The sequence below is a fragment of the Ottowia beijingensis genome, assembly GCF_042680925.1.
Taxonomy (GTDB): Bacteria; Pseudomonadota; Gammaproteobacteria; order Burkholderiales; family Burkholderiaceae_C; genus Ottowia; species Ottowia beijingensis.
Genome location: NZ_JBHUEP010000007.1, coordinates 736,907 through 758,033, shown reverse-complemented (window position 1 = coordinate 758,033; position 21,127 = coordinate 736,907). Strand labels below are relative to the sequence as shown.

The 21,127-nt window shown below is 67.0% G+C and carries 18 protein-coding genes; 6 read left to right on the top strand and 12 right to left on the bottom strand.

Annotated elements, in window-relative coordinates:
• Window positions 1-160 precede the first annotated feature (160 nt).
• The 11 genes from ACFSCU_RS12905 to ACFSCU_RS12855 all read right to left on the bottom strand — a co-directional run bounded on the left by ACFSCU_RS12905 (window position 161) and on the right by ACFSCU_RS12855 (window position 13,782).
• On the bottom strand, window positions 161-952 hold the full coding sequence (locus ACFSCU_RS12905) for an SDR family oxidoreductase (protein WP_180551495.1): 792 nt from the start codon (window positions 950-952) through the stop codon (window positions 161-163).
• 22 nt (window positions 953-974) lie between these two features.
• The gene (locus ACFSCU_RS12900) at window positions 975-2,804 is read right to left on the bottom strand and encodes an acyl-CoA dehydrogenase (RefSeq protein WP_377560897.1); all 1,830 of its coding nucleotides are present in this window, start codon (window positions 2,802-2,804) and stop codon (window positions 975-977) included.
• Between the two features lie 197 nt (window positions 2,805-3,001).
• On the bottom strand, window positions 3,002-4,177 hold the full coding sequence (locus ACFSCU_RS12895; RefSeq protein ID WP_180551494.1) for an acetyl-CoA C-acyltransferase: 1,176 nt from the start codon (window positions 4,175-4,177) through the stop codon (window positions 3,002-3,004).
• A 58-nt stretch (window positions 4,178-4,235) separates the two neighbouring features.
• Complete coding sequence (locus ACFSCU_RS12890; RefSeq protein ID WP_377560896.1) at window positions 4,236-6,338, bottom strand: 3-hydroxyacyl-CoA dehydrogenase NAD-binding domain-containing protein; 2,103 nt, start codon at window positions 6,336-6,338, stop codon at window positions 4,236-4,238.
• Window positions 6,339-6,646: 308 nt separating this feature from the next.
• Window positions 6,647-7,342: an ABC transporter ATP-binding protein gene (locus ACFSCU_RS12885; protein ID WP_180551884.1), complete on the bottom strand. Its 696-nt coding sequence runs from the start codon at window positions 7,340-7,342 to the stop codon at window positions 6,647-6,649.
• Between the two features lie 13 nt (window positions 7,343-7,355).
• Window positions 7,356-8,147, bottom strand: coding sequence for an ABC transporter ATP-binding protein (locus ACFSCU_RS12880; RefSeq protein ID WP_180551493.1), 792 nt, complete (start codon window positions 8,145-8,147; stop codon window positions 7,356-7,358).
• On the bottom strand, window positions 8,144-9,445 hold the full coding sequence (locus ACFSCU_RS12875) for a branched-chain amino acid ABC transporter permease (RefSeq protein ID WP_377560895.1): 1,302 nt from the start codon (window positions 9,443-9,445) through the stop codon (window positions 8,144-8,146). The genes ACFSCU_RS12880 and ACFSCU_RS12875 overlap by 4 nt, the downstream gene beginning before the upstream one ends.
• Before the next feature lie 3 nt (window positions 9,446-9,448).
• On the bottom strand, window positions 9,449-10,483 hold the full coding sequence (locus ACFSCU_RS12870; RefSeq protein ID WP_180551492.1) for a branched-chain amino acid ABC transporter permease: 1,035 nt from the start codon (window positions 10,481-10,483) through the stop codon (window positions 9,449-9,451).
• A 301-nt stretch (window positions 10,484-10,784) separates the two neighbouring features.
• Entirely contained in the window at window positions 10,785-12,017 is a 1,233-nt protein-coding gene (locus ACFSCU_RS12865) for a branched-chain amino acid ABC transporter substrate-binding protein (protein WP_180551491.1), read from the bottom strand.
• Window positions 12,014-12,157: a hypothetical protein gene (locus ACFSCU_RS12860; protein WP_180551490.1), complete on the bottom strand. Its 144-nt coding sequence runs from the start codon at window positions 12,155-12,157 to the stop codon at window positions 12,014-12,016. Before ACFSCU_RS12860 ends, ACFSCU_RS12865 begins: the two co-directional genes overlap by 4 nt.
• A complete protein-coding gene (locus tag ACFSCU_RS12855; RefSeq protein ID WP_377560894.1) occupies window positions 12,154-13,782 on the bottom strand; it encodes a 3-(methylthio)propionyl-CoA ligase in 1,629 nt (542 codons plus the stop codon). The genes ACFSCU_RS12860 and ACFSCU_RS12855 overlap by 4 nt, the downstream gene beginning before the upstream one ends.
• Window positions 13,783-13,933: 151 nt before the next feature.
• Between ACFSCU_RS12855 and ACFSCU_RS12850 the strand changes: the two genes are divergently transcribed.
• From ACFSCU_RS12850 to ACFSCU_RS12830, 5 genes are all read left to right on the top strand, one after another.
• Complete coding sequence (locus ACFSCU_RS12850; RefSeq protein ID WP_377560893.1) at window positions 13,934-15,415, top strand: protein adenylyltransferase SelO; 1,482 nt, start codon at window positions 13,934-13,936, stop codon at window positions 15,413-15,415.
• Complete coding sequence (gene msrB / locus ACFSCU_RS12845; RefSeq protein WP_333705053.1) at window positions 15,412-15,846, top strand: peptide-methionine (R)-S-oxide reductase MsrB; 435 nt, start codon at window positions 15,412-15,414, stop codon at window positions 15,844-15,846. The genes ACFSCU_RS12850 and msrB overlap by 4 nt, the downstream gene beginning before the upstream one ends.
• A 93-nt stretch (window positions 15,847-15,939) precedes the next feature.
• Window positions 15,940-16,500: a septation protein A gene (locus ACFSCU_RS12840; RefSeq protein ID WP_377560891.1), complete on the top strand. Its 561-nt coding sequence runs from the start codon at window positions 15,940-15,942 to the stop codon at window positions 16,498-16,500.
• Entirely contained in the window at window positions 16,497-16,763 is a 267-nt protein-coding gene (locus tag ACFSCU_RS12835; RefSeq protein ID WP_333705057.1) for a BolA family protein, read from the top strand. Before ACFSCU_RS12840 ends, ACFSCU_RS12835 begins: the two co-directional genes overlap by 4 nt.
• Before the next feature lie 88 nt (window positions 16,764-16,851).
• Window positions 16,852-17,670 carry a peptidylprolyl isomerase gene (locus ACFSCU_RS12830; RefSeq protein WP_257645887.1) on the top strand — a complete coding sequence of 273 codons (819 nt, stop codon included), beginning with the start codon at window positions 16,852-16,854 and terminating at the stop codon, window positions 17,668-17,670.
• Window positions 17,671-18,017: 347 nt separating this feature from the next.
• Here the strand turns inward: ACFSCU_RS12830 and ACFSCU_RS12825 are convergent, their stop codons facing one another.
• Entirely contained in the window at window positions 18,018-18,773 is a 756-nt protein-coding gene (locus tag ACFSCU_RS12825) for an acetyltransferase domain-containing protein (protein WP_180551487.1), read from the bottom strand.
• A 171-nt stretch (window positions 18,774-18,944) separates the two neighbouring features.
• Between ACFSCU_RS12825 and ACFSCU_RS12820 the strand changes: the two genes are divergently transcribed.
• Window positions 18,945-21,083, top strand: coding sequence for an AsmA family protein (locus tag ACFSCU_RS12820; protein WP_180551486.1), 2,139 nt, complete (start codon window positions 18,945-18,947; stop codon window positions 21,081-21,083).
• Window positions 21,084-21,127: the final 44 nt, after the last annotated feature.

Genomic DNA, 21,127 nt, shown 5'->3' with positions numbered 1-21,127 from the left:
TGAGGTCGTTGCCCCCTCTCCCGCTGGCGGGAGAGGGTTGGGGTGAGGGTCAGACAGGTCCATGGCACACAGGCCATTGATCGGGAAGGGACTGCTGCCCCCTCACCCCTGCCCTCTCCCCGAGGGGAGAGGGAGATATACCGGCGCACCCACATCAACCTCATCCCCCGGTCACCACGCTCACCCCGCCATCTACCGCCAGCCACTGGCCGGTGATGTGCTTGCCGGCGTCGCTGGCGTACAGCAGCGTGATGCCCTTCAGGTCCTCGTCGTCGCCCAGGCGGCGCAGTGGCGCGTTGGCAATCAGCTTGTCGACGCCCAGGTTCTCCAGCGTGCCGCGCGTCATCTTGCTGGGGAAGAAGCCGGGGCAGATGGCATTGACGGTGATGCCGTACTTGCCCCACTCGCAGGCCAGCGCGCGCGTGAAGTTGACGACCGCGCCCTTCGAGGTGTTGTAGGCGATGGTCTGCATCTCGGGCGGGTTGCCGCCCAGGCCGGCGATGCTGGCCAGGTTGATGATGCGACCGGACTTGCGGCCGATCATCGATTTCTTCGCGATGCGCTGGCTCAGGATGAAGTAGCCGCGCACGTTGAGGTTCATCACCTTGTCCCAGGCTTCCAGCGGGTGGTCTTCGGCCGGCGCGCCCCAGGCGGCGCCCGCGTTGTTCACCAGAATGTCGATGTCGCCCATGCGCTCCAGCGTCTCGTCGGCCAGGCGGTGGATGTCGGCCTCGATGGCGCAGTCGGCGGCGATCCAGCGCGCGTCGATGCCGGCGGCTTGCAGATCGGCCACGGCTTCTTCCAGATCACTCGCCTTGCGCGAGCTGAGCATGATGCGCGCGCCCGCCTCGCCCAGCGCATGCGCCATCTGCAGGCCCAGGCCGCGCGAGCCGCCGGTGACGAGGGCGGTCTTGCCCTTGAGATCGAAGAGTTGCTGGATGGTGCGGGTCATGGGCTTCCTCGGGTATCGGTGTTCAGAACGCTGCCTCGGGCATGCTGGCACAGGTCATGTCGCGGCTTTCCACCACGCGCAGCCAGGCGTCAATCTTGGGCAATTCGTAATGATAGAAATAGGTCGTTGCGCCCGCCACGCCTGCGCGGTGCGCTTCGTCTTTTGAAGCGCCTGCGGCCAGCGACAGCTCCAGCCAGATCCACGCCAGCACGACGTGACCGAAGGCCTGCATGTAGGGCACGGCGTTGGCCAGCGCCTCGGTGGGTTCGCCGGTAGCCCAGGCGGCTTTCGTCGCCGCGCCCACGCGCGCCAGGGCCTGCGCCAGGGCGTCGGCGTGCGCCGACAGCGCGGGCTGCGGCCTGGCCCTGGCGATGGTGGCCTGGATGCGCGCGGCCAGCAGTTGCAGGCCCTTGCCCTCCTCCATCAGCACCTTGCGGCCCAGCAGGTCCATGCCCTGGATGCCGTGCGTGCCTTCGTGGATCATGTTCAGGCGGTTGTCGCGCCAGTACTGCTCGACGGAGAAGTCGCGCGTGTAGCCGTAGCCGCCGTGGATCTGAATGGCGAGCGAGTTGGCCTCCAGACAGTTCTCGCTCGGCCAGCTCTTGGCGATGGGGGTCAACACTTCCAGCAGCAGGCGGGCCTCGTCGGCCTGGGCGGCATCGCCGGTGTGCTGCTCGTCGACCAGCTTGGCGCAGTACAGCAGCAGCGCCAGCGCGCCTTCGCAATAGCTCTTCTGGATCAGCAGCATGCGCTTGATGTCGGCATGCTCGATCAGGCGCACCGGTGGCTGGCTCGGGTCCTTGCCGGCAGGGCCCACGGGGCGGCCCTGGGTGCGCGTCTTGGCGTAGTCCAGCGAGGCCTCGTAGCCCGCCAGGCCCAGCATGGTCGCCGCCATGCCGATGGCGATGCGCGCCTCGTTCATCATGTGGAACATGCAGCGCAGGCCCTGGTGCGGCTGGCCGACGAGGTAGCCCACGGCTCCCGCTTCGCCATCGACCTTGAACTGGCCTTCGCCGAAGTTCAGCAGCGTGTTGGTGGTGCCACGCCAGCCCAGCTTGTGGTTCAGGCCGGCCAGCGCCACATCGTTGCGCACGCCGGTCAAGTTGCCCTCGGTGTCGACCAGCTTCTTCGGCACGATGAACAGCGAGATGCCCTTCACGCCCGGAATCAGCTTGCCGTCCGGCCCCGGGATCTTGGCCAGCACGAGGTGCACGATGTTCTCGGTCAGCTCGTGCTCGCCCGAGGAGATCCACATCTTGTTGCCGCGCAGGCGGTAGCGCGGGCCGAGCGGATCGTCCTGATCTTCCAGCGTGGCGCGCGTGGTGATGTCGCTCAAGGACGAGCCGGCCTGCGGCTCGCTCAAACACATGGTGCCGGCCCAGCGGCCGTTGAATTCGTTGGCGGCGAACACCTGCTTCTGCAACTCGGTGCCGTGCACCATCAGCAGGTTGGCGTTGCCCACCGTGAGCAGGTTGGAGCCGATGCTGATCGACGCCTTGCCGAAGAAGGCGTTGGCGGCCGCTTCGATGACGTACGGCAATTGCATGCCGCCGTGCTCGTAATCCTGCGCGGCGGCCAGCATGCCGGATTCGGCATAGGCGGCGCGAGCGTCGTGCGTGGCCTGCGGCAGCACCACGCGCAGGCTGCCATCGGGCTCGGTCACCGTGCGCGGCTCTTCGGTATCGACCAGGCGGTTGAACGGCGCGTACTTCTCGCGCGCGATGCGCTCGCAGGTTTCCATCACCGCGTCGAAGGTCTCGCGCGAATGTTCGGCAAAGCGCGGGCGCTGCGTGAGCGTCGGCGCGTCGAGCCAGTCGTAAAGCAGAAAGTCGAGGGTCTGGCGCAGGTTCATCGTCTACCGGTTTTGAGAACAACAGCCGAACAGCCAAACAGCCGGACGCAGAGGACGCCAAGGTTTCGCAGAGAACGCAGAAAAAACCACTTCCAGATGGGGTGTGGGAAACCAAAGGCGTTCGTAGGACTCTTCGGTTTTCTCTGCGTCCTCTGCGAGTTTTTGCGCCCTCTGCGTCCGGCTGTTGGGTGGTTAGATCACAGCACTTCGAAGATGCCCGCAGCGCCCATGCCGCCGCCGATGCACATCGTCACGGCAACCTTCTTGGCGCCGCGGCGCTTGCCTTCGATGAGCGCGTGGCCCGTCAGGCGCTGACCGCTCACGCCGTAGGGGTGGCCCAGGGCGATGGCGCCGCCGTTCACGTTCAGCTTGTCGGCCGGGATGCCCAGCTTGTCGCGGCAGTACAGCACCTGCACGGCGAAGGCTTCGTTCAGCTCCCACAGGTCGATGTCGTTGACCGTGAGGCCCAGCTTCTTGAGCACCTTGGGCACGGCGAACACCGGGCCGATGCCCATCTCGTCGGGCTCGCAGCCGGCGACAGCGAAGCCGAGGAAGCGGCCCAGCGGCATCAGGCCCTTCTTGCTGGCGTACTCCTCGCTCACCAGCACGCAGGCGCCCGCGCCGTCGCTGAACTGGCTGGCGTTGCCGGCGCTGATGACGCCACCGGGCAGCGCCGAACGGATGCCGGCGATGCCTTCCTTGGTGGTGCCTTCGCGCGTGCCCTCGTCCTTGCTCACCGTCACTTCCTTGGTGCGCAGGCCCATCACCGGGTCGGCCACGCCGGCGGTGACGGTGATGGGGGCGATCTCGTCGTCGAACTTGCCGGCGGCCTGCGCGGCGCAGGCCTTCTGCTGGCTGGCGGCGCCGTATTCGTCCATGGCGTCGCGGCCGATGTTGTAGCGCTTGGCCACCTGCTCGGCGGTCTGCAGCATGCTCCAGTAGATCTCGGGCTTCTTGGCCACCAGGTTCGGGTCCTGGATCATGTGCAGGTTCATCTCCTGCTGCACGCACGAGATGCTTTCGACACCGCCGGCCACGAACACATCGGCCTCGCCGGCGATGATGCGCTGCGCGGCCAGCGCGATGGTCTGCAGGCCCGACGAGCAGAAGCGGTTCACCGTCATGCCCGAGGTGGTGATGGGGCAGTCGGCCATCAGCGCGATCTGGCGCGCGATGTTCATGCCGGTGGCGCCTTCCGGGTTGGCGCAGCCCATGATGACGTCGTCCACCTCGGCGGCGTCGATGCCGGCGCGCTGGATGGCGTGCTTGACGGCATGGCCGCCCAGCGTGGCGCCATGGGTCATGTTGAAGGAACCCTTCCAGCTCTTGGCAAGGGGCGTGCGGGCGGTGGAAACGATAACGGCCGAGGTCATTGCAATACTCCTGTATTTATAGCTGCTTGCGCTTGTGTATCAATGGCTGAAGCCGTATTTAGTTGAAAGTCTTGCCTTCGGCGACCAGCTTGGCCAGCAACGGCGCGGGTTGCCAGAACTTGGCGTCGTCGTTGGGGTTGCGGGCAAAGCGCTTCATGCTTTCGGCCACGTTGAACAGGCCCATCTGGTCGGCGTACTTCATGGGGCCGCCGCGCCAGATCGGGAAGCCGTACCCCGTCAGGTACACCATGTCGAGGTCGCTGGCCTTGCTGGCGATGCCGTCCTCGACGATGCGCGCGCCTTCGTTGACGAGTGAATACACCAGGCGCTCGACGATCTCCTGATCGCTGATCTTGCGCGGCGTGATGCCCTGATCCTTGCGGTGCTTCTCGACCATCTCCTCGACCAGCTTGGACGGGATGGCGTCGCGCTTGCCGGGCTGGTAGTCGTACCAGCCGGCGCCGGTCTTCTGGCCGTAGCGGCCCATCTCGCACAGCAGGTCGGCGGTCTTGCTGTACTTCATGTCGGGCTTCTCGACATAGCGGCGCTTGCGGATGGCCCAGCCGATGTCGTTGCCGGCCAGGTCGCCCATGCGGAACGGGCCCATGGCGAAGCCGAACTTCTCGATCGCCTTGTCGACCTGTTGCGGCGTGGCGCCCTCCTCCAGCAAAAAGCCGGCCTGACGGCTGTACTGCTCGATCATGCGGTTGCCGATGAAGCCGTCGCACACGCCCGAAACCACGGCGGTCTTCCTGATCTTCTTGGCAATGGCCATCACGGTGGCCAGCACGTCCTTGGCGGTCTTGGCGCCGCGCACCACCTCCAGCAGCTTCATCACGTTGGCCGGACTGAAGAAGTGCATGCCGACCACGTCCTGCGGGCGCTTGGTGAAGGCGGCGATCTTGTCGACGTCGAGCGTGGAGGTGTTGCTGGCCAGGATGGCACCGGGCTTCATCACCTCGTCGAGCTTCTTGAACACCTGCTCCTTCACGCCCATTTCCTCGAACACGGCCTCGATCACCAGATCGGCATCGGCGATGTCCTCGTACTTCAGCGTGGGCGTGAGCAGGGCCACGCGCTGCTCGTACTTGTCCTGCTTCAGCTTGCCGCGCTTGACCTGCGACTCGTAGTTCTTGCGGATGGTGGCCAGGCCGCGGTCCAGCGCTTCCTGCTTGGTCTCGAGGATCGTCACCGGAATGCCGGCGTTGAGGAAGTTCATCGAGATGCCGCCGCCCATGGTGCCGGCGCCGATGACGGCCACCTTGTTCACGGCGCGCGGCTTCACGTCGCTGCCTACGTCCGGGATCTTGCTGGCAGCGCGCTCGGCGGCGAAGATGTGGCGCAGCGCCTTGCACTCGGGCGTCTGCATCAGGTTGATGAAGATCTCGCGCTCTTTCGCCAGCGCGTCGTCGAACTTCAGCTTGGTGGCGTTTTCGACCGCGTCCACGCACTTCTCGGGCGCGGGGAAGTTCTTGGCCATGCCTCGCACCATGTTGCGCGCGAACTGGAAGTACGCCGGCCCCTGCGGGTGTTTGCACGGCAGATGGCGCACCAGCGGCAGCTCGCCACCCTTGGCGGCCACTTCCCTGGCGAAGGCAATGGCCTCGTCGAGCAGCGACTCGGGCGACGCCGCCATCTTGTCGAACAGCTTCTGGCCCGGCAGACCGGCCAGCACTTCGCTGTTCACCGGGTCGCCCTTGACGATCATGTTCAGCGCCGTCTCGGCGCCCAGCACGCGCGGCAGGCGCACGGTGCCGCCGGCGCCGGGAATCAGGCCCAGCTTGACCTCGGGCAGCGCGATCTTGGCGCCCGGTGCGGCGATGCGGTAGTGCGCGCCCAGCGCCAACTCCAGCCCGCCGCCCATGGCGACGGAATGCACGGCGGCGACCACGGGCTTCTGTGAATTCTCGACCGCGGTGATGACCGACAGCAGGATCGGCTCCTGCATGGCCCTGGGCGAGTTGAATTCCTTGATGTCGGCACCGCCCGAGAAGGCCTTGCCCGCGCCGGTGAGCACGATGGCCTTCACCGCCGGATCGGCGTTGGCCTTTTCCAGCCCGTTGGTGATGCCCACGCGCGTCTCGTAGCCGAGGCCGTTGACGGGAGGGTTGTTCATGGAGATGACGGCGACGTCACCTTGGACCTTGTATTCGGCGGTCATGGGCAATGGCTCCTGCTTGTTGTGAGGCGCGGATCAGGCCTGATCCGCGCGCGGGGATAACCCGTGCATTTTGGAAGATGACGGGGCGTTGCTGCAAACAGTCTTGTCGCCGCAGGGACAAAGGGTAACGCGGCGGGCCGCAACGACCGCTGCGCTGGCGCGCCCGGCGCTGCGACCGGGCGTGACGGCGCGACCGATGCGGGCCGAAGCCGAGGCAGTGCATTTCAAGCAAAAACAGGCCGCAGCGCTTATGTGGCAAGCGCCGGCAGCTATCAATAATCAAGCAAGCAGGTGCCAGGCCAACCGCCTCACACCTCCAGCCACTCCTTGCGCGTGGCCGCGTCGGCGCGCAGCTGATCGGGCGTGCCGTCGAACACGATGCTGCCGTGGCCCATCACCAGCGCGCGGTCGGAGATCTGCATGGCGATGGTCAGCTTCTGCTCGATCAGCAGCACCGAGATGCCGCGCGCCTTCAGTTTCTGGAGGTATTCGCCCACCAGCTCGACGATCTTGGGCGCCAGGCCCTCGGTCGGCTCGTCGATGATGATGAGGTCGGGGTCGCCCATCAGCGTGCGGCACAGCGTCAGCATCTGCTGCTCGCCGCCCGACATCACGCCCGCCTCGGTGTGCTCGCGCTCCTTCAGGCGCGGGAACATGGCGTACATGTCGTCGAAGCTCCAGCGGCTGTTCTTGCCCGCGCCCTTCTGCCCCAGCAGCAGGTTCTGGTGCACCGTGAGCTTGGGAAACACCTCGCGCGCCTCGGGCACGTAGCCCAGGCCCATGTGCGCGATCTCGTAGGTCTTGCGGCCGCGGATGCTGCGGCCCTTCCATTCGATCGAACCCTCGCAGTGCACCATGCCCATGATGGCCTTGGCGGTGGTGGAACGGCCCGAGCCGTTGCGCCCCAGCAGGGCCACGATCTCGCCCGGCCGGACGTCGAAGTTGACGCCGTGCAGCACATGGCTCTTGCCGTAGTAGGCGTGCAGGTTGTGCACGTGAAGCATGTTGTCGCTCATCTCAGTGTCCCGCCGCCTGCGCGTCCGCCACGGACGAACCCAGATACGCCTCCTGCACGCGCTGGTTGGCGCGCACGGCCTCGGGCGTGTCGAAGGCGATCACCTCGCCATACACCACCACGGCGATCTTGTCGGCCAGGCCGAACACCACGCCCATGTCGTGCTCCACGGTCAGCAGCGTCTTGCCTTCGGTCACCTGGCGGATCATCTCGATGAAGTGCTTGGTTTCGGCACGGCTCATGCCGGCCGTGGGCTCGTCCAGCAGGATCACGTCGGCACCGCCGGCAATGGTCACGCCGATCTCCAGTGCGCGCTGCTCGGCATACGGCAGGTTCACGGCCAGCACGTCGCGCTTGCCCTGCAGCTGGATCATGCGCAGCAGTTCCTCGGCGCGCGCGTTGGCATCGTGCAGCCGCGACAGGAAGCGCATGAACGTGTAGCGGTAGCCCATCGTCCACAGCAGCGCGCAGCGCAGGTTCTCGAACACGCTGAGCTTGGGGAACACGTTGGTGATCTGGAAGCTGCGCGCCAGGCCCATGCGGTTGATCTCGTACGGCTTCTTGCCGTCGATGCGCTGGCCGTTCAGCAGCACCTCGCCGCTGGAGGGCGTGAGGCGCCCGCTGATCAGGTTGAACAGCGTGGACTTGCCGGCGCCGTTGGGGCCGATGATGGCCACGCGCTCGCCCGGGCGCACCGCCAGGTTGGCGCCGCGGATGATCTCGGTCTTGCCGAAGCTCTTGCGCAGGTCGCGCAGTTCGATCGCGTAGTCGGATGCAGATGTCACGGCGTTCATGCGGCCGCCTCCTGCGCGCGCTTGTTTTCTTCCTCGATCTCGGTCTGCACCACGCTCCACTCGCGGGCGTAGCGGCGGCGCGCCCATTCCAGCGCCAGGGCGCCGGCCACGAACAGGATGCCGGAGATCAGCCAGTGCGCCATGTCCTTGGCGTGCAGCGTCATGCCGAAGAAGTGCACTTCGTCGCTCATCGAGCCCAGCTGCAGGTTGTAGATCATCTCGATCAGCGCGCCGGCGCCGGCCAGCGTCACCACGCCGGCGAACAGCATCAGCGCCAGGCTGGGCGCAATGCGGCCGAACTTGCCGCGCGCCGCCACCTGCACGTTCATCATGATCAGGCTGGCAATGCCGCCGGGGGCATACATCACCATGAACACGAAGATCAGGCCCAGGTACAGCAGCCAGGCCTTGGTCAGCTCCGACAGCAGCACGAAGGCGATCACCATCAGCACGGCGCCGATGATGGGGCCGAAAAAGACGGTGGCGCCCCCCAGGAAGGTGAACAGAAGGTAGGCGCCCGAGCGGTTGGCGCCCACCACCTCGGCCGTGACCAGCTCGAAGTGCAGCGCCGCCAGGCCGCCCGAGATGCCGGCGAAGAAGCCGGCGATGATGAACGCCAGGTAGCGCACGTTCTGGCTGCTGTAGCCGATGAACTCCACCCGCTCGGGGTTGTCGCGCACCGCGTTCAGCATGCGGCCCAGCGGCGTCTGCGTGAACGCGTACATGAGCAGCACGCACACGAAGGTGTAGATGGCGATCAGGTAGTACAGCTGCCGCGCCGGGCCGTAGGTGATGCCCATGACAGGCTCGCCCACCACGCGGTCGCCCGACACGCCGGCCTCGCCGCCGAAGAACTCCGGGATCATCAGCGACATGGCGAACACCAGTTCGCCGATGCCGAGCGTGATCATGGCGAAGGTGGTGCCGGACTTCTTGGTCGTCACGTAACCCAGCAGGATGGCGAAGAACAGGCCGGCCAGCCCCCCCACCAGCGGCAGCAGGCTGACCGGGATGTGCCAGCGCCCGGCGGCAACGGCATTGAGCACGTGGATGACCACGAACGAGCCCAGGCCGGTGTACACGGCGTGCCCGAAGCTGAGCATGCCGCCCTGCCCCAGCAGGATGTTGTAGGACAGGCAGGCGATGATGGCGATGCCCATCTGCGCCAGCATGGTGATGGACAGGTTGCTGGTGAACAGCAGCGGCGCCACGATCAGCACGAGCGCGAAGCCGCCCCAGATCAGCAGGCGGGCGGTGCTGAGCCGCGCGGGCACGGCAGGCAATGTGGAGGTGTTCATGGTTCAGGTCTCCCGTGCGCCCAGCAGTCCGCGCGGGCGGAAGATCAGGATCAGCACCAGGAACAGGTACGGCAGGATCGGCGCCACCTGCGACACCGTGAGCTTGACGAGCGAGTTCTCGCGCGCCGCATCGCTGAGCTGGATGCCCAGTTGCCCCGCCAGGGTGATGAGCGAATAGTCGAAGGCCACGGCGAAGGTCTGGATCACGCCGATCAGGATCGAGGCCACGAAGGCGCCGGCCAGCGAGCCCATGCCGCCGACCACCACCACCACGAAGATGATGGCGCCTACGGTGGCCGCCATGGCCGGCTCGGTGACGAAGGTGCTGCCGCCGATGACGCCGGCCAGCGCCGCCAGCCCGGTGCCGGCGCCGAACACCAGCATGAACACCCGTGGCACGTTGTGCCCCAGTGCTTCCACCATCTCGGGGTGCGTCAGCGCGGCCTGGATGATGTAGCCGATGCGCGTGCGCGTGAGCAGCAGCCAGATGCCGACCAGCATGAGCACGGCCACCACCATCATCAGCGCCCGCGTGGCCGGGAACGGCGAGCACACCACGCGCACCGCGGCGTCGGCCGCGCGGCAGGCGCCGTCGGGCGCCGCGCCCCAGACGAAGCGCATGCCTTCGACCGAATGGTTGATCAGCGTGAAGGCCGGGCCGCGCAGCACCTCGGGCGGCCGGAAGTCGACCGCCGGGCGGCCCCAGATGAGCTGCACCACCTCGAGAAGGATGTACGACAGGCCGAAGGTGACCAGCAGCTCCGGCACATGCCCGAACTTGTGCACCTTGCGCAGGCTGTACTTCTCGAACAGCGCGCCCAGGATGGCGACCAGGATGGGCGACAGCACCAGCGCCGGCCAGAAGCCGATGACGCCCGCCAGCGTGTAGCCGATGTAGGCGCCCACCATGTAGAAGCTGGCGTGCGCGAAATTCAGCACGCCCATCATGCTGAAGATCAGCGTCAGACCCGAGCTGAGCATGAACAGCAACAACCCATAGCTCAGGCCGTTGAGCATGGAGATGATGAAGAACTCCATCGATCGAACCCTTGGTTGATGATCCCGAAACCAGCCTGCTGGACAGGCCGTCAGCGCCGAAACCCGTTGCGGGTGCGGCGTGATTGCATACTCCCCTTGTGCCTGCCCGCCAGCGCCCGTCAATCAAGCGCTGGAGGCAGATACCCCCCTATAAGCCCGTAAAGGCTGTCCCTGCTGACGCTTCGAGCCCGGCGGCGGGCACGGTGCGCGCGGGCTCGCGCACGGCCGGCATGGCGCCGGCCGGTGGGCAGGGCACGCAGCCCCCCGCGCGAAGCGCCTCATGCGCCGGGACCGTCCCCGCTCAGGACGGGCGCTTCATGGCGCACGAGGTGGGCGTGCTGGAGACGTAGTTCGGATACTCGGCCACCGGCACCAGGGTCATGCCGGTGTTCTCCGGGCTGTAGGCGTGCTTGGCATCGGCCTTCTGCCAGCGGGTGATGTACAGCGGCTGCTGCAGCTGGTGGTCGGCCTTGCGCATCTCGACCTCGCCACTGAAGCTCTTGTACTTCAGGCCCTCGAAGGCCTTGGCCACCTTGACCGGGTCGGTCGACTTGGCGTTGGCCATGGCCTGGCTCAGGCCGCTGAACGCGTGCGCCACGGCGCCGGTGAAGAAGTCGTCCTTGAACTTGGCCTTGAAGCCCTGCATCCACTTGGCCATCTCACCGGGCATGTGGTAGTGCGAGTAGGCCACCTGATAGACCTTGCCCTCGCCGGTGTTGCCCAGTGCGGTGGGCGTGCCGGTGACGCCGGTGTAATAGGTGAAGAACTTGCCGTCATAGCCACCTTCCTTGGCAGCCTTGATCAGCAGCGCCAGGTCGGACCCCCAGTTGCCGGTGATCACCGTGTCGGCACCCGACGCCTTGATCTTGGCCACGTAGGGCGCGAAGTCGCGCACCTGGCCCAGCGGGTGCAGGTCTTCGCCCACGATCTGCACGTCGGGACGCTTGCGCGCCAGGCCTTCCTTGGCGAACTTGGCGACCTGGTGGCCGTGCGAATAGTTCTGGTTCAGCAGAAAGACCTTGTGAACGTCCTTCTGGTCCTTCATGAAAGTCGTCAGCGCTTCCATCTTCATTGTCGTGTCGGCGTCGAAGCGGAAGTGCCAGTAGTTGCACTTGCTGTTGGTGAAGTCGGGGTCGACCGCGGCGTAGTTCAGCAGCATGACCTCCTTGCCCGGGTTGCGGTCGTTGTGCTTGGAGATGCCGTCCACCAACGCCGCCAGCACCGCCGAGCCATTGCCCTGTGCCACGTAGCGGATGCCCTGGTCGATGGCGGCCTTGAGCGCGGTAGCGCTTTCGGCCGGGCTGAGCTTGTTGTCGAAGGCGACGATCTCGAACTTGACGCCGGCCGGGTTGTTCTTGCTGAACTCCTCGGCCATGTACTGCCAGCTGCGCATCTGGTTGGTGCCCAGCGGGCCCATCAGGCCGGTCTGCGGGTCGATCAGGGCGATCTTGACGGTCTCGCCTTTCTGCGCGTGGGCACTGAACAGCAGGGTGGCCATGGCGGCACCGGCGAGCATCTTGACTGCGAACTTCATCGTCTGGTCTCCTGGTTGGATGTGGCTAAAGCGACGTGCCGCAGCGTATCCGCCCGCTCCATTTCTTGCAGCCGGGTTTCTCCGGATGGGCTGTCGCGCAGGTGCCTCCGGCCGCGCGACAGCCGCTTGACGAAGGTCAAGCCGTCGGCAGCTTGTAGTCCTTGAGCTGCTCGCGCAGCTTGGTCTTGAGCATCTTGCCGGTGGCGCCGATGGGGATCGAGTCGACGAAGACCACGTCGTCCGGCACCTGCCATTTCGCCACCTTGCCTTCGTAGAAGGCCAGCAGTTCGTCGCGCGTCACCTCGGCGCCGGGCTTGAGCGTGACCACCACGATGGGGCGCTCGTCCCACTTGGGGTGCGGCATGCCGACGCAGGCGGCCATGGCCACGGCCGGGTGCGCCATGGCGGTGTTCTCGATGTCGATCGAGCTGATCCATTCGCCGCCCGACTTGATCACGTCCTTGCTGCGGTCGGTGATCTGCATGAAGCCATCGGCATCGATGGTGGCCACGTCGCCGGTGGGGAACCAGCCGTCGCGCAGCGGGTCGCCGCCCTCGCCCTTGAAGTACTTGTCGAGAATCCACGAGCCCTTCACGTACAGGTCGCCATAGGTCCTGCCGTCCCACGGCAGCTCCTCGCCGTTGGCGCCGACGATCTTCATGTCGACGCCGAAGATCGCGCGGCCCTGCTTGAGGCGCAGCGCCATCTGCTGGTCTTCCGGCAGCTCGCGGTGCTTTTCCTTCAGCGTGCACAGCGTGCCCAGCGGGCTCATCTCGGTCATGCCCCAGGCGTGCAGCACGTCCACGCCGTAGTCGTTGCGGAAGGTGTCGATCATCGCCGGCGGGCAGGCCGAGCCGCCGATGACGGTGCGCTTGAGGGTGGAGAACTTCAGCTTGTTCTGCGCCACGTGGCCCAGCAGCATCTGCCACACCGTCGGCACGCCGGCGGCGAAGGTGACCTTCTCGCCTTCCATCAGTTCGTAGACCGATTTGCCGTCGAGCGCCGGGCCGGGGAACACCAGCTTGCAGCCCACCATGGCCGCCGAATACGGCAGGCCCCAGGCGTTGACGTGGAACATCGGCACCACCGGCAGCGCCGAATCGCGCGCCGACAGGCCCATCACGTCGGGCAGCGCGGCGGCGTAGGCGTGCAGCACCGTCGAGCGGTGGCTGTACAGCGCCGCCTTGGGGTGGCCCGTGGTGCCGCTGGTGTAGCACATGCTGGAGGCCGTGTTCTCGTCGAACACCGGCCAGGTGTAGTCGGTGGATTGCTTGCCGATCCAGGCCTCGTAGCTCATCAGGTTGGGGATGCCGGTGTCCTTCGGCAGCTTGTCCTCGTCGCACAGCGCGATCCAGTGCTTGACGGTCTTGCAGTGCGCGTGGATGCCCTGCACGATGGGCAGGAAGCTGGTCTCGAAGCACAGGATCTGGTCTTCCGCGTGGTTGACGATCCAGGCGATCTGCTCGGGCAGCAGGCGCGGGTTGATGGTGTGCAGCACGCGCTGCGAGCCGCTGACGCCGAAGTACAGCTCCAGGTGCCGATAGCCGTTCCAGGCCAGCGTGCCGACGCGCTCGCCCGCCTTCAGGCCCAGCGCGTCCAGCCCGTTGGCCACCTGCTTGGCGCGCTTCTGCACATCGGCCCAGGTGTAGCGGTGGATGTCGCCCTCCACGCGGCGCGAGACCACCTGCCCGTCCTGGTGGTGCCTGGCGGCAAAGTCGATCAGCGACGAAATCAGCAGCGGGTGGTTCTGCATCAGGCCCAGCATAGGTTCTCCTCTTGGTTGATGGATGCTCGGCGAAATACTAATTCATCGCCCCACCCCGGCCTGCCGCGGGCGCGACCGCCACACCCTTTCGCAGGCAGGCCCATCCACCCCCGCGCCAGCGCGTCGCGCGCGGGGCTTACACAATGGCGCCATGCAGGATTTGAAGCCGACCGCCGCCCCGGCCGAACTGGGCGTTCCATGGCGCCACCGCTTTGCCGGCCTGGGGCCGGCCTTCCACACCCGGCTGGCGCCGATGGCGCTGCGCAAGCCGTACTGGGTGGCGCGCAGCCAGTCGATGGCGCGCGCGCTGGGCCTGGACGAGGGCTGGTGGCGCGCGCAGGCGGTGCTGGAGGCGTTCTCGGGCAACCGGCCGCTGGCCGGCAGCGATCCGCTGGCCAGCGTGTACAGCGGTCACCAGTTCGGCGTCTGGGCCGGGCAGCTGGGCGACGGCCGCGCGCACCTGCTGGGCGAGGTGCAGGCGCCCGATGGCCAGTGGTGGGAACTGCAGCTCAAGGGCAGCGGCCTGACGCCCTATTCCCGCATGGGCGACGGCCGCGCCGTGCTGCGTTCGTCGATCCGCGAATTCCTGTGCAGCGAGGCCATGCACGGCCTGGGCATTCCCACCACGCGGGCGCTGTGCATCACCGGCTCCGACCAGCCGGTGCGGCGCGAGGAGACCGAAACCGCCGCCGTCGTCACCCGCGCATCGCCCAGCTTCATCCGCTTCGGGCATTTCGAGCACTTCAGCCACCATGGGCAGCCCGAGGCGCTGAAGACCCTGGCCGACTTCGTGATCGAGCACTTCTATCCCGATTGCCTCGAGGCCGCCAACCCGTATGCGGCACTGCTGGCCGCCGTCACGCAGCGCACGGCCGCGCTGGTCGCGCAGTGGCAGGCCGTGGGCTTCATGCACGGCGTGATGAACACCGACAACATGAGCATCCTGGGCCTGACCATCGACTACGGCCCGTTCCAGTTCATGGACGGGTTCGACCCGGCCCACATCTGCAACCACAGCGACCACGCCGGTCGCTACAGCTACCAGCGCCAGCCGCAGATCGCGCACTGGAACCTGTTCGCCCTGGGCCAGGCCCTGCTGCCGCTGATCGGCGAGCCCGACGATGCCATGGCCGCGCTGGAGCCGTACAAGCAGCTCTTCCCGGCCGAGCTGGACCGGCGCATGGCCGCCAAGCTGGGCTTTGCGCAAGCCAGCGACGGCACGCGCGCACTGGTGGGCGAACTGCTCAAGCTGATGACGCGCGAGCGCACCGACTGGACCATCTTCTGGCGCCGCCTGGCCGAGCACGCCGCCGGCGCGCCGGCCGACACGGTGCGCGACCTGTTCCACGACCGCGCCGCCATCGATCACATTTTGCTACAATATAAAGAGCTATCAGCGCTGGATGGACGGGCGCCAGATGCCGATTTGATGCTGAAATCCAACCCCGCCATCGTGCTGCGCAACCACCTGGCCGAGCAGGCCATCGCGCTGGCGAAACAAAAAGACTTTTCCATGGTCGAAGGTCTGCTCGCGGCACTTGAAGCGCCCTTCGACGAACCCGCCGCCCACCCCGAATGGGCCGGCTTCCCGCCCGACTGGGCATCCCACATCCAGATCAGTTGCTCCTCATGACCCACCCGATCCAGAAAACCGACGACGAATGGCGCGCCCTGCTGGCTGAAAAAGGGGCCGAGCCGGTGGCCTACCAGGTCACCCGCCAGGCCGCCACCGAGCGCCCCTACACCGGCAAGTACGAACAGCACTGGGCCGACGGCAGCTACCACTGCATCTGCTGCGGCAGCAAGCTGTTCGAATCCGGCACCAAGTTCGACGCCGGCTGCGGCTGGCCGAGCTTCTCGCTGGCGATTCCTGGTGCCATCGAGGAGCGGCGCGACTTGAGCCACGGCATGGTGCGCGTCGAGACCGTGTGCGCCAACTGCGGCGCACACCTGGGCCACGTGTTCCCCGACGGCCCCGCGCCCACCGGCCTGCGCTACTGCATGAACTCCGCTTCGCTGGAGTTCCAGGCTCCCCCTGAGTCGCCTTCGGCGCCTTCCCCCTGAGGGGGACAACGCTGGTGGCCGGGGAAACCCCAGCGACGGCGTTCCCGCGTGGCCTGCTTCGCGGCCATTCGACCCCGCATACACTCCCCCGCCATGAAGCTATTGCTCGACTTCCTGCCCATCCTGCTGTTCTTCGGTGCCTACAAGCTGTACGGCATCTACGTCGGCACCGCCGTGCTGATGGCCGCCACCGTGGTGCAGATGGGCATCATCTATGTCATCGACAAGAAGCTGACCACCATGCACAAGGCCACGCTGGCCCTGATCCTGGTGTTTGGCGCACTCACCCTGTTCCTGCAGGACGAGCGCTTCATCAAGTGGAAGCCCACCGTGCTCTACGTGGCCATGGCTGTCGCGCTGGCCGTGGCGCTGTGGGTGTTCCACAGGAACTTCCTGAAGATGATGCTGGGCAGCCAGCTCAGCCTGCCCGACGGCGTGTGGCACCGGCTCACCATCGCCTGGATCGGTTACTGCCTGTTCATGGCCGCCATCAACGGTTACGTGGCGGCCTACTTCAGCACCGACGCCTGGGCCAACTTCAAGCTGTGGGGCTACGTGTTCCCGGTCGCCTTCATCATCGGCCAGGGCCTGTACGTGGCGCGCCACCTGAAGGACGAACCCGGCGCCGAACTGCCCCCCGGAGGTTCCACATGAGCACCGCCCTGGCCGACCGCATGGCCGAACACCTGCGCCAGCAGCTGCAACCCACCGAGCTCGAAGTGCTGGACGAAAGCTGGCAGCACGCCGGCCACGCCGGTGCCAACGGCACCGGCTTCGGCACCCATTTCCGGGTGCGCATTTCGTCACCATTGTTCGAAGGCCAACCCCGCGTGGCGCGGCACCGCCTCGTATATGATGCGCTGCAAAAATTCATCGACGATGACGGCGTGCACGCCCTCGCCATCGAAACCCGCTGATGAACCTGGCCGGCCCTGCCCGGCTCCAAACCGCCTTCACGCGCTTTTCATCCCGGCCCTTTCACGGGCTTTTCCTTTGTCAGACATCATGAAAAAACAGCTTCTGGCCGCCACCGCCGCGGCAATGTTGGCCGGCACCCTGGCGCTGCCCGCCATGGCGCAGAACATCGCCATCGTCAACGGCAAACCGGTGCCCAAGGCGCGCCTGGACGCGCTGGCCGAGCAGATCAAGGCCCAGGCCGCCCGCACCGGCCAGCCCGTGCCGCCCGAGGTGGACAAGCAGCTGCGCGAGGAAGTGATCGCGCGCGAAATCTTCATGCAGGAGGCACAGCGCCGCGGCCTGGAGGCCTCGCCCGACTTCCGCGCCAAGATGGAACTGGCGCGCCAGAGCGTGCTGATCAACGAGCTGTTCGCCGACTACCAGGCCAAGAACAAGGTCACCGACGAGGAAGCCAAGGCCGAGTACGACCGCGTGGTCGGCAGCCAGGCGCCGGCCGCCGGCGCCAAGGAGTACAAGGCCCGCCACATCCTGGTCGAGAAGGAAGACGAGGCCAAGGCCATCATTGCCCAGCTCAAGAAGGGCGGCAAGTTCGAGGACATCGCCAAGAAGCAGTCGAAGGATCCCGGCTCCGGCGCCCAGGGCGGCGACCTGGGCTGGGCCAACCCCTCCGGCTACGTGCCCGAGTTCGCTGACGCACTGAAGAAGCTGAACAAGGGCCAGCTGAGCGACGCGCCGGTGAAGTCGCAGTTCGGCTACCACATCATCCGCGTCGACGACGTGCGCGACGCCAAGGCGCCCGAGCTGCCCAGCTTCGAGCAGGTCAAGCCGCAGATCGTGCAGCAGCTGCAGCAGCAGAAGCTGGTGAAGTTCCAGGAAGACCTGCGCGCCAAGGCCAAGGTCGAATAAGCCAGGCCGGCGCCACCGCCTCGGCGGGCAGTCCCTCTCACGGGGCTGCCCGCTTTTTCATGGGCGCGCGGTCGGGTTCAAGAATGACAAATGACCAATGACTTCGCTGCGCTTCAATGACAGATGGCGCCTTTGTCATTTGTCATGCGGCGCCAGCCGCGGTCATTTGTCATGGCCTTGAAAGCCCACCGCATCAGTCCGCAGGCCAACCGGGGGGAGGGACCTTTCAAATTTTTTGGTCTATCAAACAAGGATTCAGCGCCCATCCACTGGGCGCCAGCAGCTCCTTTTTCTTAACCGCTATCCCGCACCAAATGGCTATCGCCTGATTTGGGGCTTGCCAAGGCTCAACGCAGCGCCGCCCAGGCCATCAGCGCGCCGATCAGCACCGGCTGGTGCAGCATGTAGTAGCTCAGGCTCCAGCGCCCCAGCGGCGCCAGCGCGCGGCCTACGGCGCCGGGCGGGCGCGCCAGCCAGCCGCGTCCCGTGGGCCATTGCATCAGGCCCACGCCCAGCCACATCACGCCCAGCCAGGGCAGCAGCGGCACCCAGTCCTCGGTGGGCGGCTTCAGGGTGACCACGCCCAGCCAGTTGAGCCAGCGGCTGTCGAAGGCCGCCGCCATTGCCGCTGGCGCCTGCGTGCGCAGCGCTGCTCCCAGCAGCGGCGCCGCCGCGATCAGCGCCGCGCCCGCCAGCCAGGGCACGGCGCCGCGCAGCCAGCCGCGCACCAGCGCCCAGCGCGTGACGACCAGCATCACCGCCATGCCGTGCAGCACGCCAAAGCTGATCCAGCTGCGCGGAAACATCCACAGCGACCCCAGCGACACCAGCGCCGCGCACCCCGCCACCTGCACCCAGCGACGCGCAAAGCGCGGCCAGCTCTGGCCCCGCTGCACCGCCACCACCTGCCCCATGCCGGCACACAGCAGAAACAGGCTGACGATGCCGGTGCGCTGCCAGGTCCACACCGGGTCTTCGTAGAAGTTCTGCCGGATGTGACCGAAGTGGTTGAGGTCGAACGCGAAGTGGTAGGCCGTCATCCACAGCATGGCCGCGCCGCGCAGGGCGTCGATGGCGTCGAAGCGGGGCTGGGTGGCGGCCATGTCGGACAAGCATTCGCGCCGCGCCGGGCGCCGGCGCAAGGCGGTGTAGGAGGATGGCGAAAGCGGCGATCTTAGCCACACAGGCGCCGCCGGCGTGGCTAGCATGAATGCGAACGCGGCCCGAAAGCGGGGCCGCCCACCCGTCGGCCCGGCCGACTTCGCAGACATCCGATGACCTCCTCGCCCACGCAAGCCGCCACCGCCCGCCCTTCGGCCCTGCGCTGGGTGCTGGGCGGGCTGGCCGCGCTGCTGCTGGTGCTGGCCGCCGGGCTGGCGTGGCTGACCTGGAACGACTGGAACCGCTCGCGCGACTGGGTGTCGGAAAAGGTCAGCCAGGCCATCGGCCGCGAGTTCGCCATCCGCGGCCCGCTCGACATCGACTGGCAATGGCCGCAGCAGATGGAGAGCGGCTGGCGCCGCTGGATCCCCACGCCGATCGTGCACGCCGACGATGTGCTCATCGGCAACCCGCCCGGCTTTGCCGCCAAGGGCCCGCACTTCGCGCAGATCGCCCGCGCCTCGGCCGACATCGCCCTGCTGCCGCTGCTGGCGCGCCGCATCGACATCCGCAGCGTGGCCCTGACCGAGCCCGACGTGCGGATGGAGCGCGCCTCCGAAGCCCAGGGCGACAACAACTGGACCATCGACTTCCACCGCGACCCCAACGCCGACCCGGCCAAGCGCTGGCGCGTCAGCCTGGGCCGCCTGTTCCTGGCCAAGGGCCAGCTCGGCTACGACGACACGGTGCGCAAGCTCAGCATCGCCAGCACCGTCGACACCCTGCCCGCCGACCAGACCGAGGACGGCCGCTACCGCATCGGCTTCGAGTTCTCGGGCTGGCACGACAAGGCCGAAGTGCGCGGCAGCGGCAAGGCGGGCGGGCTGCTGTCGCTGCGCGAGGAACAGCTCGACTACCCGCTCAAGCTCGACGCCCGCGCCGGCCGCCTGGGCGCCACGGCCGAGGGCAGCATCGCCAACCCGCGCGATCTGTCGGGCGTGGACTTCCAGGTCACGCTCAAGGGCGGCAGCCTGGCGGACCTGTTCGACCTCACCGGCATCGTGCTGCCCGATACGCCGCCGTTCCAGACCCAGGGGCACCTGATCGGCACGCTGGAGCCCGAGCGCGCCGTGTGGGCCTACAACGACTTCAGCGGCACGGTCGGCAAGAGCGACTTGGCCGGCAGCGTGACCTACACCTCGGGCCAGCCGCGCCCGCAGCTCAAGGGCAAGATGCAGTCGAAACTACTTCGCCTGGCTGATCTGGGCCCGGTGGTCGGCGCCCAATCGAACAAACCCGACAAGAAGCCGCGCCCCGGCAAGGTGCTGCCCGACGACCCCTTCGACACTTCGCGCTGGGCCAGGATGGACCTGGACCTCGAATACGCCGGCCAGCGCATCGAGCGCCCCGAGGCCGTGCCGCTGGACAGTCTGAAGGTGCATGCCGTGCTGGACAATGGCCAGCTCAAGCTGGCGCCGCTCGACTTCGGCGTCGCCAAGGGCCGCTTCACCACGCAGGTGCTGCTGAATTCGCGCGCCAAGCCCATGCAGGTGTCGCTGCGCGGCGACGTGCAGGGCCTGCACCTGTCGGCGCTGTTCCCCAAGATCGAGCTGATGAAGAAAAGCCTGGGCAGCGTGGATGGCGGCATCGCGCTCGACGGGCGCGGCCAGTCGGTGGCGCAGATCCTGGCCACCGCCAATGGCGAGGCCAGGCTGTACGTGCGCGAAGGCGTGATGAGTTCGCTGCTGCTCGACATGGCGGGCCTGAACCTGGGCAGCGTCATCGTCACCAAGCTGTTCGGCCAGGACAAGGAAGTTCGCCTGCGCTGCGCCATCGCCGACGTGCCCATCCGCGACGGCGTGGCCTACATGCAGAACGTGAAGGTCAACACCGAAGAGGCGCTGATCGAGGTCACCGGCAGCGCCGACATGCGGCGCGAGCAGTTCGACATCGACATCGATCCGAAGGCGTACGAGCTGAAGTTCTTCTCGCTGCGCACGCCGCTGGAAGTGCGCGGGCCGTTCGCCAAGCCGCACGTGGGCGTCAAGCCCGGCCCGCTGATCGTGCGCGCCGCCGCCGCCGTGGCCGCGCTGGCCGCCGCGCCGGGGGCGCTGGTGCTGGTGCCCATCACCGTGCCCGGTGCCGAGGATGATGAAAACTGCGCGCCGCTGCTGGCCAAGGCCACGCGCGAGCCGCAGGCTGGCCGGCCCGACGTACCCGCCTCCGCCAGCCCGGCGGCCGAGGCGCCGCGCGCGGCACCCACGCAGATGCCCGCCGCTGGTGAATTCTCGGGCGGCAACCCGCAGCGCTGAATCTGGCCCCATCCCTGTGGGAGCGGGCTTGCCCGCGATGGGGC

What these genes read in the sequence shown, in the direction of transcription:
- ACFSCU_RS12905 (WP_180551495.1), bottom strand. Translation starts at nt 952, where the DNA reads ATGACCCGCACCATCCAGCAACTCTTCGATCTCAAGGGCAAGACCGCC.
- ACFSCU_RS12900 (WP_377560897.1), bottom strand. Translation starts at nt 2,804, where the DNA reads ATGAACCTGCGCCAGACCCTCGACTTTCTGCTTTACGACTGGCTCGAC.
- ACFSCU_RS12895 (WP_180551494.1), bottom strand. Translation starts at nt 4,177, where the DNA reads ATGACCTCGGCCGTTATCGTTTCCACCGCCCGCACGCCCCTTGCCAAG.
- ACFSCU_RS12890 (WP_377560896.1), bottom strand. Translation starts at nt 6,338, where the DNA reads ATGACCGCCGAATACAAGGTCCAAGGTGACGTCGCCGTCATCTCCATG.
- ACFSCU_RS12885 (WP_180551884.1), bottom strand. Translation starts at nt 7,342, where the DNA reads ATGCTTCACGTGCACAACCTGCACGCCTACTACGGCAAGAGCCATGTG.
- ACFSCU_RS12880 (WP_180551493.1), bottom strand. Translation starts at nt 8,147, where the DNA reads ATGAACGCCGTGACATCTGCATCCGACTACGCGATCGAACTGCGCGAC.
- ACFSCU_RS12875 (WP_377560895.1), bottom strand. Translation starts at nt 9,445, where the DNA reads ATGAACACCTCCACATTGCCTGCCGTGCCCGCGCGGCTCAGCACCGCC.
- ACFSCU_RS12870 (WP_180551492.1), bottom strand. Translation starts at nt 10,483, where the DNA reads ATGGAGTTCTTCATCATCTCCATGCTCAACGGCCTGAGCTATGGGTTG.
- ACFSCU_RS12865 (WP_180551491.1), bottom strand. Translation starts at nt 12,017, where the DNA reads ATGAAGTTCGCAGTCAAGATGCTCGCCGGTGCCGCCATGGCCACCCTG.
- ACFSCU_RS12855 (WP_377560894.1), bottom strand. Translation starts at nt 13,782, where the DNA reads ATGCTGGGCCTGATGCAGAACCACCCGCTGCTGATTTCGTCGCTGATC.
- ACFSCU_RS12850 (WP_377560893.1), top strand. Translation starts at nt 13,934, where the DNA reads ATGCAGGATTTGAAGCCGACCGCCGCCCCGGCCGAACTGGGCGTTCCA.
- msrB (WP_333705053.1), top strand. Translation starts at nt 15,412, where the DNA reads ATGACCCACCCGATCCAGAAAACCGACGACGAATGGCGCGCCCTGCTG.
- ACFSCU_RS12840 (WP_377560891.1), top strand. Translation starts at nt 15,940, where the DNA reads ATGAAGCTATTGCTCGACTTCCTGCCCATCCTGCTGTTCTTCGGTGCC.
- ACFSCU_RS12835 (WP_333705057.1), top strand. Translation starts at nt 16,497, where the DNA reads ATGAGCACCGCCCTGGCCGACCGCATGGCCGAACACCTGCGCCAGCAG.
- ACFSCU_RS12830 (WP_257645887.1), top strand. Translation starts at nt 16,852, where the DNA reads ATGAAAAAACAGCTTCTGGCCGCCACCGCCGCGGCAATGTTGGCCGGC.
- ACFSCU_RS12825 (WP_180551487.1), bottom strand. Translation starts at nt 18,773, where the DNA reads ATGGCCGCCACCCAGCCCCGCTTCGACGCCATCGACGCCCTGCGCGGC.
- ACFSCU_RS12820 (WP_180551486.1), top strand. Translation starts at nt 18,945, where the DNA reads ATGACCTCCTCGCCCACGCAAGCCGCCACCGCCCGCCCTTCGGCCCTG.